Origin of the sequence: Methanosphaera sp. BMS, from assembly GCF_003268005.1 — an archaeon.
In the GTDB taxonomy this organism is placed as follows: Archaea; Methanobacteriota; Methanobacteria; order Methanobacteriales; family Methanobacteriaceae; genus Methanosphaera.
The window spans coordinates 1,404,863-1,420,473 of the sequence record NZ_CP014213.1 but is presented as its reverse complement, the minus strand read 5'-3'; the positions used below and the strand labels follow the sequence as shown (position 1 = coordinate 1,420,473).

Below are 15,611 nucleotides of genomic sequence, written 5' to 3'. Positions count from 1 at the left end.
CACCTATAATAATACGTTAATCAAAAGATAACTTAAGAAAAATGATAAGTATATAATTCCATATCTTAAAAATTTTATTCCTTGATTATTGGCAAATCGTTTATCATTTAATATTTCTCTATTTTTGTAATTGTTTTTTTCATAATCCAGATTGATTTGAGTCAAATAGTCCTCAGGTCTAAGTTTTATTTTTTCAGTTTCTTCACTTGGTTCTATAGTGATGATGTCCTTGTTGTCAATGGATTTTTTAAAATATTTTAATCCGATATTTATTGAAAATAATATTAATAAATTAAATAAGATAATGATTAAATGAAAATAACTAATCATTTTCCAGTTTATATTTAATAATAAGCTGATTATTAAGGTAGACTCTACAGTTAAGATAAGTAAACTATTATTAAAGTAAGATTTACTTTTGTCATCTTCTTTTTCAATCAGATTTATTAAATTGAGGTATTTGAGTTCAAATCTTTTATTATTTATTGTAATATTTTTCAAGGTATCTCTTTTTATCATAATCTTTTTTACAAGAGGGAATATGTTACATGTTATATATAAATGTTTTGATTTTTTAATTTTTTATAGTATTACTTCTATAAAAAAGTGTTTTGTCTAGATTTTAATGTTTTTTTTTATTATTATTTTTAATAGTTATCTATAATTATTAAAGTCTTCTACTTATTTCTATTATTTTATGTACAGTATTATCGTTTTACTTCCTATTAATTCTCAGTTCTCACTTATACTTTTAAATAACTGGTTATGGGATTAATATTTGAATGAGACTATTTTTTCAAAATTCTGGGTATTATTTGTATCAATCCATAATCATTCTGGGTATTGTTTTTATCTATGGATGCAAGTTCATGCTTTATTTTTCTAAATTTCTAGGAATATTTTTTTACTTCGCTATACTGTACTATAACGAAGTAAAATTTTTCCAAAGGGTCCAAAATCATTATGTATCATTATGGATTTTACCATGTAATTATGATAAATCATGATAAATATTTTCCTCTTTCCTCTGTTTTTCCAAATCTCATTAAACTATCAAAAATCAACAATTACATGTATATGTAATGTTTTAAAAATGCTATTTTTGCAATGTTTTACTTCTTGAGTAAAAATATCCTTAAAAATAATCCCATCAATAACACTTATCTATTATTGAAAGGTACTATTTACAAAATATTACCCGGATTATAATAATGAAATTCTGGTGATTAAATGTTAAAATATTTTTTTATCTCTAAAAAGTTATATATGATTTTCATCTATAAATATATTCCTCTTTATTAAATTTGATTTTATACTTATCCAAAAATCATTTGATAAAAAGTATCATGACTGGAAAAAAGATGGATGTGATTATAGATTATATTTTAAAAATGAAAACTATAAAACAAAGTATAACAACAGATTATGAAAAAAAATAGGGATGCATTCTTTGAATTATATTAAATTAAAGAATATTCATATATCTATTGTATAATTGAAAAATTACTCTTATTAGGGAATATAATGAATGAATTAAAGTATTTTAATTCTTTAAAAAAACTAGAAAAATTAATATTATACAAAAGACTTATAAATAATCAAGAACAGTAATTGTTCGATTAAAAAGAAAAATATATGGATGTAATTGAATATGAAATATAAAAAAATAATACTATTTCTTTCAATACTGGTACTGCTAGCTGGACTAGTAAATGCCAATGAAGTATCGGAGGATACAAACAGTATTGATGATACGCAGGAACAAATAGTACAAGATACACATGCATTATTACAAACAAATGCTGTAAAAGATAAGATAAATATAAAACATAATATACAAACAGATGAAAATCTAAAAGATAATATAAAAGAAAGTTCAACAAAGACTATTACAAAAGATGAAACAAACAAGGACATTAAACAAGACCCTGAAACAGTAACAAGCTACGCTGATCTTAAGGAAAAGATTGAAAACTTAGAAACATCAACAGAAATAAAATTACAACAGGGTACTTATGAAAGTACTGGTGTGATAACTATAGAAAATCCAAATATACAAGTCACTATTGACGGAAACGGACAAACAATTGATGGACAAAAACAACAAGTATTCTGGGTAAGTGAAGATTGTACTTTAATTCTAAAAAACATCACAATCACAAATGCATCTTCATCATGGAGTGGTGTAATATATAATGAGGGAACACTGATAATAACCGACTCCAACTTCACAAATAACACAGCTGATTATGGTGGTGCAATATTGAATAATCATGTTATTACTATTACCGGCTCCAAATTTGCATATAACAACGTTGGTGGAGATGGTGGTGCAATAGAAAATTTGGGTAATCTTACTATTACAGACTCCTACTTTGAACATAACAGTGCAGATTCAAGTTGTGGTGGTGCAATAGACAATTGGGAAGGTAATCTAACTTTAAATAATGTTACTCTAGAACATAACAGTGCTAATAAGGGAGGAGCCATCTACAATTATTATAGTAATTTAAACATGACTCATGTTACCCTAAGAAATAACACTGCTGATACAGGGGGAGCATTATATAATACGATTGGAGATAATGGTGGTATAATAGAAACTCCAGGCATAATAGGTGACAATGCAGATGATACATATAAATATAATGTTTCTATTGTCAAATGTAATTTTACCGATAACAATGCTACCGTAGCAGGTGCAATATACAATGTTGGAAATATAACTATAAAAGACACTAACCTAATTAACAACACAGCTAATAAGGCAGGTGGGGCAATAGCCAATGACTTAGATAGTGGATATGGTCCTCTACCATCACTTTCCAATACAATTAAGGCTGCATTATCTGAAGATGGTATGGAAGATACTTATTCCAATATTACAATTATAAACAGTACATTAAAGAATAATGGGGCCCCATTGGGTGGTGCAATCTTCAATCATCTAATGCCTTATATGTATGGAGATTGGACGAAATCAATTAAAACAGCATCCGATGATCCGATATCTCCAAAAGATTATGTTATCATTGACCTTAAGGACAGTACATTAGGAGATAACTCAGCTGAATATGGTGGAGCAATCTTCAATGAAGGGGGTATTGTAAACATTAACAATACTACATTAGAAAACAATGAAGCATTAACAGGTGGGGCAATAGTTAACACGCTTGAACCAATTTATGAAACGATGCAATCGGGAAGTATGTTTCCATTTATTTTTGAAGTTATGAATAATTGTGCAGTTATTACAATAGATAACAGTACCTTAAAAAATAACAGTGCATTAAATGTGGGAGCAGTCTTTAACTCACAGGGAAATATAACCATTAACAATACCACTTTGGAAAATAACAATGCTAGTAATATAGGTGCTATTGGGAATTTAAATGGAAATTTAACAATTACCCATTCAACAATAAACAACAATACCGCCACTGATGAGGCAGGTGCTATAAGCAGCATTGTAATACTACCTGAAATTGAATTTGTCTTTGAAAAAAACATGAAAACTGCACCGATTGGCTCTACGGATACAATTGAAATTACAAGCAATGTAATTATAAGTGACACCACAATTAAATATAACAAGGCAAAGAATGGTGGAGCAATAGTTAACAGTAACGCCAGTAATCTAAACATCACAAACTCTACAATAGAATTCAACCATGCAGATATCACTGGTGGAGCAATAATCAATGAAAACGGAACAATAAACATTAATACAACAGTATTTACCAATAATACGGCTCCTAATGCAAGTGCAATAAACAACACAGGTAATGCTACAATATATAACAATACCTTCAAGACCAACAAGGCAGACATGAAAGGCAAGGCAATAATAAACGAGGCAACCGCCGTAATTAAAGATAACATCAACGATGAAACATCAACCTATTACGGTACAATATACACCAAGGGGGAAGATGTCAGCATAATTAAAAACATATTCGATGATGGAATAGTAAATACAACAATTACAATATCAACCAATAACACCAACCCTTATGTGGGAGATAAAGTCAAGATATCCTTCCTACTAGAAGAAAATCAAACAAGAACACCAGTTGCAAGTCAAACACTTAAAATCACAGTTGACGGAAAAACATATACTAGAACTACAAATGCAAACGGTATTGCAACAGTTGAATACACATTAAACTCAACACTGACAAAAGTAACCGCAAAATTTGAAGGAAACGGAATATATAACGTAAGTAATCAAACACTGAATATAAACGCTAAAAAAATAAACACAAAACTAACACTCAAAGTATCAAACAGCACACCAATAAACAATACATCAATCAATATCACAGCCACACTCACTGACGTAAACGGTAAAAAATTATCAGGACATAACGTAACCCTAAACATCAATGGTAAAAATGTTACAGCTAAAACGGATGCTAACGGTATCATAACACAAGCATACACACCAACCAAAGTAGAAAAACAGACAATAACTGCAGCATACGCTGGAAATAATCAATACATTAATAGTTCAGCAAAAATTACCATAACAGTCAAGAAGATCAATACAAAACTCGCAGTCAAAGTATCCAACAGCACACCAGTAAATAATACTGCCATTACTATCACAGCTACACTTACCGATGCCGATAATAAGGCAGTACCTAATCAAAATGTAACATTAACAGTTGCCGGTAAAACATTCACGGTTAAAACAAACACCAATGGTGTGGCTACACAAAGCTATACTCCAACCAAGGTTGAAACTCAGACAATAACCGCAACATATAAAGGCGACAGCCAACATAACAACAGTACCGCAACAGCGAATATTACAGTTAAGAAACTTAACACAAAACTGGCAGTCAAGGCATCAAACACGTCTCCGGTAAACAGTACGCCTATAAACATAACAGTTACATTAACTGATGTGGATGGTAACAAGTTATCCGGTCAGAATGTTACAATAACCGTAGGTGGTAAGACGTTCAACGTTAAGACAAATGCCAGTGGTGTGGCAACTCAAAGCTACACTCCAACGAAGGTAGAAACACAGACAATAACCGCTACATATAAAGGTGACAGCAAATATGTTAACAGTACAGCAACTACCAGTATAACAGTCAAGAAAATCAACACAAAACTTGCCGTTAAAGTATCCAACACTACACCAACACTTAACACTTCCATAAATATTACGGCTACACTTACAGATATAAACGGTAACAAATTATCAGGGCAGAACGTTACATTAACCGTTGGTGGAAAAACATACACGGTTAAAACAAACAGTAATGGTGTGGCAATTCAAAGTTATACTCCTACAAAGGTAGAGACACAGAAAATTACGGCTACTTACAATGGTGACAGCAAATACACGGGTAGCACTGCAACAAGCAATATAACAGTCAGGAAGATTGACACGAAACTCACATTAAAGGTATCAAACAGTACGCCTGTTAACAATACTCAGATAAGTATAACCGCTACATTAACAGATGCTAATAATAATAAGCTAGCCAGTCAGGTCGTTACTTTAAATGTTAACGGTAAAACATATAACGTAACCACAAATAAGGAGGGAGTAGCTATGCTAAACTATACTCCAACCAAGGTAGAAAGTCAGACGATAACAGCCACATACAAGGGAAACAGTCAGGACAACAACAGTACGGCAACAACCAAGATAACAGTCATAAACAAGTACAACACTAAGGTAACGATGACTCCTTCCAGTGGGGTAATAGGTGAAAAACTGACACTTAAGGCAACGGTACTTGATCAAAACAATGCCAAAGTTACTGATGGAAATGTAATCTTCAAAATAAATGGTGTGACAATCAAGGATAACGGTAAACTGTCCGGATCATCTAACCCATTAAAAGTAAAGGTTGTTAATGGTGTGGCAACCGCTACGATAATACCTGACGTGTCCATGAAGAGTGCCTCTACTATTACAGCTTCATATGTCGGAACGGATATCTACAACAAGTCTGCAAGCAGTCCTGCAAATATTACGATATCACCAAGAAATGCCACGATTGAAATAACCTTAAGCAAGAAGATAATCAAACAGGGACAAGTGTTAACCATTACTGCTAGGGTATATGATACGACAAACGGTAAGAAGTCCGCCAACCTAACAGCATATGATGGAGAATATGTCTTCTTCAAGGTAAACGGAATAACTCTAAAGGATGCCAACAATGAGACACTTAAGGTAAAACTGGTTAATGGTGTGGCAACGATAAACTACACAGTACCATTGGGTATTGCTGGTATAATGGATTGTACGACCATGGCACCTAAAAACCACACGGTGATAGCAGGTTACTACAATAAGAACTATGATACGGTTTCACAGGTTCCTACCTTCCAGGTTGAAAGATCCAACATTACACTTGAAATAGCAAATGCTACGGTAAACAACAAGACACATAAACTATCACTGAAGGTAACAGTCAAGGATTACCTTGGAAACGTCGTGGCTGGTCCTAACAAGTTTGTTATAAAAGTCAACGGTTACAGTATAACAAACGGTACACAAGCCATGTACTACTATTCGGTTGATGGAATACTAACGATAAACAATATTGACATACCGGTATACAACAAGTACAACAACATCGAGGTCGTAACACAGGATAGACTAGCATATATGTCACAACGTAACACAACGACAAAGATAAGAGTAGTAAATTAAGAAGTAATACCTTTTGACATTCAACCCCCTTCTTTTCTTCTTTTAAACTTTTTTGACAAAAACATCATATTATCTATGCCTTTGAATACCTAATAAAATTTCAATCCCCTGTAACGGGGGGAAAAGACACCACAAAGACTTATGAAAAGAATAAAATCATGAACATATCTAATACTTTTTTTTTACTGATAATACCAAGGATTCATCTATTCATCTAAGACTTATGAAAATGAAAAGGTTTATTATAAATAAGAATAAAATTTAATATCATATAATCTAATTTCATGTTCAGTTTTTATGAAAAGATGAACATATGCTATGTTATTATGAAAATTATTAAAATAGAAAGATGTGAACGAAAAATGAAAAAAATCATAACCATACTATTTGTTACACTACTGGTATTGCTGGTAGGAGTCGTGAGTGCAAGTGACGTGTCAAATGATCTGTCAACGGATACACTCAGCACGGATACACCCGCAGCAGTGGAAGTAGCAATACAAGAAAAAAGTACACCCACAATGGATGTACAAGAAAAGACGGTAGAACAAAAAAGTAATAAGATAACAAAAACAGAAAAAAACACGAAAACCGCACCAGAGTATAATGTAGAAACATATCAACAGTTAAACGAGGCATTGACAAGCTCTGATGACGACGTAACAGTCAATATTAAAAATAACATAACACTTACTGGTAGTATTTCTATTAACCCCACATATGTTACCATCAATGGAGAAAAAAACACGATAAACGGAGCCAACCAACACCAATTCTTAAAAATCAGTAGGGGGCATACGGTTATAATTAACAACCTCACCATCACCAACTGTAATTCTACAGGGGATGGTGGAGCAATCTACAAGAAAGAGGGTACTTTAACCCTGAACGGTACACAATTCACGGGCAACAACGCAAACATCTTTGGGGGAGCAATCTACAATGAGATGGGTACTTTAACCGTGATTGATACACAATTCACGGGCAACAGTGCAACCGAAGCTGGAGCAATCTACAACTTTGGTGCTACTTTAAATGTGACCGGTACACAATTTACAGACAACAACGCATATATGTATGGAGCAATCTACAATGACTATGGTGGGTTATTCGTGACCGAGACACAATTTACAAACAACCACGCAGACAGATATGGTGGAGCAATTTACATTTCCCAGAATTCAATTGAAGAAATAAATAACACAATATTCTACAACAATACCCCAGCAAACTTCATCATAAATCAGACAAGAAATATACAACTACTAAGCAACGATAATTATATCACCATGAGTCAAGTCACCCTAATGGTAGATGGTGAAGAAAAATTAACTAATGCAAACCCTGCACAGTTAAGTACTATTCCAATTCCAGAGGGTAATCATCTAGTTAAACTAATTATAAACGGTACAAATAGGATCAACAATGAATACATAATATCGGATACGATAGATGTAGACGGGTATGATGCTTTAGTGAATGCAATAGATATAGCCAAAGAGAGTCAATACATAAATATGATAATTAACCTACAACCAAGAGAAGATTATGATGCAACCGTTAGTATAGATTGGAGCAATTCGGCTACAAGAAATATCACCATTAACGGTAATGGTGTGACACTCAACGGTAAGAAAGAATACCAATTCATCAAGATAGCATCAGGACACAATCTAAAACTAGAAAGTGTTACAATAACAAACTACACATCAAGTGATTATGGAGGTGCAATATACAACAATGGTACTCTTAGCATAACCAACTCCAACCTCACGTTCAACATTGTATCAGGACAACATGGAGGTGGAGCTGCAATATACAACAATGGAATTATTAACATAACAGACTCCAACATCGACAATAACACAGCAACAATACAAGGTATTGGATATGGGGGTGCAATATATAACATAGATACACTTACCGTAACAAACTCCAATTTCACAAACAACACAGTAACAGGACAATCATATCCTGGAAATGGAGGTGCAATATACAACACCGGTACTCTTAATATAATCAACTCCAACTTCACATACAACAACGCAGCAGGACAAATATTTCCTGGATATGGAGGTGCAATATACAACAATGGTACTCTTAATATAACCAACTCCAATTTCACAAACAACACAGCAACAGGACAAAGAGATGGATATGGGGGTGCAATATGCATAAATGGTGGTAATGTTACCATAACCAATTCCTATTTCACAAACAACACAGCAACAGGACAAACATATTCTGGATATGGGGGTGCAATATACAACTACAATAGTGGTACTCTTACCATAAACAACTCCAACCTCACACACAACAACGCAACAGGACAAAATGGAGGACATGGGGGTGCAATATACAACTTCAATCGTTGTACTCTTACCATAAACAACTCCAACCTCACACAAAACACAGCAACAGGACAAAATATTGGGCGAGGGGGTGCAATATACAACTACAATAGTGGTACTCTTACCATAAACAACTCTAATATCACACACAACAACGCAACAGGACGAAATGAAGGACATGGGGGTGCAATATACAACACTGCTGATACTATTACCATAAACAACTCCAATCTCATACACAACATAGCAACAGGACAAAATAAGGAAGTTGGGGGTGCAATAGATACCAGCACTGATAGTGATATTATTTGTACAAATTCAACCTTTGAGAATAATACTCCAGCAAACTACAAAATAAACGATGAAAATTATATCCAATTAGATAACAATGATAATTATATCCCGGAAGATGCTACTTATGCCATTTACTTGGCAGATGAAAGCACTCCAAGATATACCGGAAACAATCTTAATGAATATGTTTTACCTGCCGGATTTTACCCTATTAAATTAGTTGTAAACGGATTAGATCAAACAAAATTCAATATGAACACATTTATCCTGGATGTACAGATAGAAGGGGATGATGTTCTTGTATCTGGTTATCCTGCTCTTGTATCGGCAGTTGAATATGCAAAGTCCACCAGCTGTGATAAGTATACAATTAACTTATTGCCTGGAAATTACAATGCAACAGCTAGTATGACCTGGGCTGATGCAACCGGCAGTACCCGTAATTTAACAATAAATGGAAATGGCTTTACGCTTGACGGTATAAATGTTCATCAGTTCATGTATGTAAACAGTGGTTATAGTTTAACCTTAGAAAACATCACACTTACCAATTACACAGCAAATGATGGAGGAGCAATAGATAATAATGGTACTCTTACATTAAACAATATTACCTTGGAAAACAACCACGCAAAAGAAAATGGTGGAGCAATATTCAACAACAGATCAGCTAATTTAACCATTACCGATTCAAGACTAAACTATAACCAAGCAGAATCCGGCGGAGCAATAACTAATTGTAATTATGGTAGGATAACATTAACCAATACCAATCTAACCCATAACAATGCATCATATGAGGGTGGAGCTATATACAATAACCAAACAGGTACTTTAACCATGAGGGATGTTATTCTCGAATACAATACTGCCTATACTAGTGGTGTGATATATAACAATGGTACTGTAAATGTCACTAAAGCCACATTCAGTTACAACAATGCATCAGGCTTTAGTGGTGGCGTATTAGAAAATGATGGTACGTTTACCATAACAGAAAGTTGTTTCAATAACAATACGGCTTACTGGAGTGGTGGAGCAATAGATAATAATGGTAAATTAACAATTAATGACACCAGCTTTGAATACAACACCGCTGACATTACTGGTGGAGCAATAGTTAATTATGCTGACTTAATCCTTGATAACGCTACATTCAAATACAATGCCGCATCAAGAGGTGGGGCAGTATCAAATGGAGGAATATTAGATATCAGCAGTTATTCACTGTTTGAAAACAACAATGCAAGAAGTAATGGTGGAGCCATATACAATTCTGGTAATTTGACGATTAAAACCACAACACTAAACAACAACATCGCTGAAGTGGATGGTGGAGCAATCTACAACGATAAGGGTAACTTAACAATTAATGATACAAACATGACCTATAACGAGGCAGGAACTGGTGGAGCAATATATAATGTAAATAATGAATTATCTGATGGAACTACGAGAAATGCCAAAGGTGTAGCTGTGCCAAGTATCCCTAAAGCTGATGATGAAACAATCGTTGACAATACCGTTACAATTATTGCCAGCAGGATAAACAACAACAATGCAGTATATGGTGGAGCTATAAAAAATATTGGTATTATGAATATAACAGATAAATCCGAATTAAATAACAACAATGCAGAATCAGGGGGAGCAATAGAAACTTCAGGTAATCTAACTATAACAAATAGTACATTAAAAAACAATACGGCATCTGCTAATGGTGGAGCCATAAAAAATATCGTGGAAATAATTATCGGACCAATATGGGATAGTACAAGATCTGCTTCAAGAACATTAACCAATCAGGAAAACCCTGAAGAAACAGAAAGTACTTATGACAGTATCCTTAGCATAGCTGATACCACATTCGAATATAACAATGCAAGCGTTGAAGGTGGAGCAATATATAATGAGGAGGGTGCCTTAGCAACAATAATAAGCAGTCACTTTAATGATAACAATGCAGATGCTTATGGAGGAGCAATAGAAAATTATGGTATTGTCAATATCACAAATAGTACCTTTGAGAATAACACTGCAAGAAATTCCGGTGCAATCGATAATGATGCTACCGCATATATAACTGACAGTAACCTGACCGGGAACACGGCAGAATTAACTGGTGGAGCAATAATCAATTGGGATGAAATGTTAACCATTACAGGTTCTATATTTAATAATAATTCAATCACTGGCACGTCATTTGAGGGTGAAGAAATTGCCGATGATGAAGTTCTCCAGGAATGTGGTGGTGGAGCAATATTCAATGAGGATGGTGACATAATCATTTTCAACACCAACTTTACCTGTAATCACGTTAACGGTACAACATCTGATGGTGGAGCAATCTACAATAATGCTTATATGAGTATTGACTCTGCTAGGCTGGAAAACAATAATGCAACATGTAATGGTGGAGCGATATATAACAAAAATGGTATTTTGAACATGACTAATGTCGTCCTGAATAATAACACAGCTATTGATAATGGTGGAGCATTAAGCAATAATGCTACGTTTGGTAACGGTAAAATTATCCTAGGTATCTACAGGGCAGATGATGAAGAAGGGGATTATTCCGGTACCGTTATCATATCAAACTCTACAATAACAAATAATGCTGCATTTGAGGCCGGTGCTATTTCAAACGAGTACGGTAATATAATCATAAATGATACTCGTATTGAAAACAACAATGCATCATTTGGTGGAGCAATAGAAAATTATAATGCTAACATGACTATCAGTAACGCTACCATAGTAAACAACACGGCAAAGATGATGGGTGGTGCAATAGTTAATTATGCAAAACTGGAAATGCCTCAAGAACAGATGCTGGGTCTTTCCAAGACAATTAAGTCAGCAGCAGAATCCGATGAAAAATGGGATGTCTATTCCAATATTATCATAACAAACTCTACATTAAACAATAATACGGCATTCTGTGGTGGAGTAATATTTAATGCAGTACTTCCTGTATCTGAATCTGAGTTGACAGAGGATATGGGGGACTGTTACAGTAATGTTCTTATCAATGACAGTACATTAAAATATAATAATGCCAGTTATGGTGGTGCTATCTACAATACTGAGAACGGTACTAACCTAAACATTACCAACTCCACGATAGAATTCAACAATGCAGATAATCGTGGTGGAGCAGTTTATCATGAAGACGGACTCTTAAACATCAACACGACTGTATTTACGAATAACACTGCAAATATTGGAAGTGCAATCCATAACATGGGCAACGCCACAATCTACAACAATACCTTCAAGACCAACAAGGCAGCAAGTGGAGAAAGTGCAATAGTAGACGAGTCAGGAACCGCTGAAATAAGAAATAATATCAACGATAAAACATCCAGATACTACAGTACAATATACACCTATGGTGATGATGTAAGTATCATAAAGAACATATTCGATGACGGCACAATCAACACGACAATCACAATAACCACAAACAACACCAACCCGACGGTGGGTGATAAAGTCAGGATAACATTCACATTAAAAGGCAAAGACGGTAAATTACTCAGTGGTCAAAAGCTAAACATAACAGTAGACGGTAAAGCATACAACAAAACCACAAACTCCAATGGTATAGCAACAGTCGACTACACCTTAGCATCCAACGTGACGAAGGTAACAGCTAAATATGATGGATACTACAGCTACAATGAAAGCAATGTTACTAAAAACATTCTTGCCAAGAAGATAAATACGAAACTTGCACTCACGGTATCCAACGCGACTCCGGTAAACAATACGGCAATAACAGTAACCGCTACACTAACAGATATAAACAATAAGAAATTAGCCAATCAGAATGTTACATTAAACATCAACGGTAAAACATTTACAAATAAAACCAATGCAAACGGAGTGGTAACACAGAAGTATACTCCAAACACGACACTGGGAACACAGACAATAACAGCCACATACAATGGAAGCGATAAATACAACAGCAGTACTAATTCAACCAAGATAACTGTCAAGAAGATTAACACTAAGTTATCAGTAAAGGCATCCAATACGACGCCGGTAAACAGTACGCCTATAAACATAACAGTTACATTAACTGATGTGGATGGTAACAAGTTATCCGGTCAGAACGTGACGATAACCGTCGGTGGCAAGACGTTCAACGTTAAGACAAATGCCAGTGGTGTGGCAACTCAAAGCTACACTCCAAGCAAGGTCGAGACACAGACAATAACTGCTACATATAAAGGTGACAGCCAATATGTTAACACTACAGCTAGTACCAGTATAACAGTCAAGAAGATAAATACAAAACTCGCCGTTAAAGTATCCAACAGTACACCAGTTAACAGTACTGCCATTACCATAACGGCTACACTCACTGATGCAAGTGGTAATAAACTTGCAAATCAAAACGTAACTATAAATGTCGGTGGTAAAACCTTTACAAATAAAACCAACACTAATGGTGTGGTAACACAATCATACACTCCAACTAAGGTTGAAACCCAAACAATAACCGCTACATATAAAGGAGATAGTAAATACAACAACAGTACGGCAACTACAAACATTACGGTTACAAAGAGTAATACAAAACTAGCAGTCAAGGCATCCAACACTTCACCAGTACTTAATACTTCCATAAATATTACCGTTACACTTACTGATGCAAGTGGTAATAAGTTGGCTAATCAGAATGTTACTTTAAGTGTTGCTGGTAAAACATTCAATGTAAAAACCAATGGCAATGGTGTGGCTACACAAAGCTATACTCCAACCAAGGTTGAAAAACAGACAATAACCGTAACATACAAAGGAGACAGTAAATACAATAACAGTACCGCAACAGCAAACATAACAGTCAAAAAGATTAACACGAAAATAGATCTTAAAGTATCAAACAGTACTCCTGTAAACAATACGACCATAACAATTACCGCTACATTAACTGATAGCAATAACAACAAGCTTGCAAATCAGCCTATAACCTTAAATGTCAACGGTAAAACATACAATGTAACCACAAACAAGGATGGAGTAGTTACAATGAGTTATACTCCAACCAAGGTGGAGACGCAAACGATAACCGCAACCTTTAAGGGAAATGGCCAGGACAATAACAGTACTGCAACTACCAAGATAACAGTTCAAAACAAATACAATACAAAAACAGTTATGACTGCAGCAAGTGGTGTGATAGGTGAAAAATTAATAATTAAGGCTACAGTAACCGATACCAACAACAATAAGGTAAATGAGGGAAACCTTATCTTTAAAATAAACGGTGTGACAATTAAGGACAACGGTAAACTTTCAGGCTCAAATAACCCACTTAAGGTGAAAGTGACAAATGGTGTTGCTACAGCTACAATAATACCTGATGTGACCATGAAGAGTGCCGAGACAATTGTGGCATCATACATTGGAACAAGCATATACAATGCATCCGTAAGCAGTCCTGCCAATATAAAGATTGCACCTAGAAATGCATCGATAGAAATTACCACAAGCAAAAAAGTAGTAAAACAGGGACAGGTACTGACAATAACGGCCAGGGTATATGATACGACAAACGGCAAGAAGTCAACCAACCTTACTGCATATCCTGACGAGTACGTATTCTTCAAGGTAAATGGTATAACGCTCAAGGATGCAAATAATCAAACGATAAAAGTCAAACTTGTAAATGGTGTGGCTACAATAAACTACACGGTACCACTTGGAATAGCAGGTATCATGGACTGTAAAACCATGGCAGTTAAGAATCATACGATTGTCGCCGGCTATTACAATAAAAACTATGATACGGTTTCACAGACTCCGACATTCCAGGTTGAAAGATCCAACCTGACACTTGTCATATCTAATGTCACTGCTAACAACAAAACACATAAGTTATCCTTGAAGGTGACAGTCAGGGACTATCTTGGAAATGTCGTTGAAGGTCCTAACAAGTTTATCATAAAACTTAACGGCTTCAGCATAACCAATGGTACAGAACCTATGTACTACTACTCGGTAGATGGAATACTCTCAATAAGTAATATTGACATTCCTGTATATAATGTGTATAATTATGTGGAGGTTGTAACGCAGGACAGGTTGGCATACACCAGTCAACGTAACACTACAACAAAAATAAAAGTACTTAATTAATAAGTATTTTATTAATCTCCTCTTATTTTTTACCTATTTTTTTTATTTTTGAATTTATATAATTTTAAAAATTATAATGCCCTCTAAAAAGTTTTTATTTGTTTTAATTATTGATTATTCTCTATATTATT

Annotated in this window: 3 protein-coding genes; 2 read left to right on the top strand and 1 reads right to left on the bottom strand. The window is 34.5% G+C overall.

Features of this window, described 5'->3' with window-relative positions; all coding sequences use genetic code 11:
- Nucleotides 1-3 precede the first annotated feature (3 nt).
- Nucleotides 4-501: a hypothetical protein gene (locus AW729_RS04870; protein WP_112124051.1), complete on the bottom strand. Its 498-nt coding sequence runs from the start codon at nucleotides 499-501 to the stop codon at nucleotides 4-6.
- A 1,150-nt stretch (nucleotides 502-1,651) separates the two neighbouring features.
- Between AW729_RS04870 and AW729_RS04865 the strand changes: the two genes are divergently transcribed.
- Together AW729_RS04865 and AW729_RS04860 are read left to right on the top strand one after the other, a co-directional pair.
- The gene (locus AW729_RS04865; protein WP_112124050.1) at nucleotides 1,652-6,682 is read left to right on the top strand and encodes an S-layer family protein; all 5,031 of its coding nucleotides are present in this window, start codon (nucleotides 1,652-1,654) and stop codon (nucleotides 6,680-6,682) included.
- A 362-nt stretch (nucleotides 6,683-7,044) separates the two neighbouring features.
- The gene (locus AW729_RS04860) at nucleotides 7,045-15,480 is read left to right on the top strand and encodes an S-layer family protein (protein ID WP_162685799.1); all 8,436 of its coding nucleotides are present in this window, start codon (nucleotides 7,045-7,047) and stop codon (nucleotides 15,478-15,480) included.
- Nucleotides 15,481-15,611 lie beyond the last annotated feature (131 nt).

What these genes read in the sequence shown, in the direction of transcription:
- AW729_RS04865 (WP_112124050.1), top strand. Translation starts at nt 1,652, where the DNA reads ATGAAATATAAAAAAATAATACTATTTCTTTCAATACTGGTACTGCTA.
- AW729_RS04860 (WP_162685799.1), top strand. Translation starts at nt 7,045, where the DNA reads ATGAAAAAAATCATAACCATACTATTTGTTACACTACTGGTATTGCTG.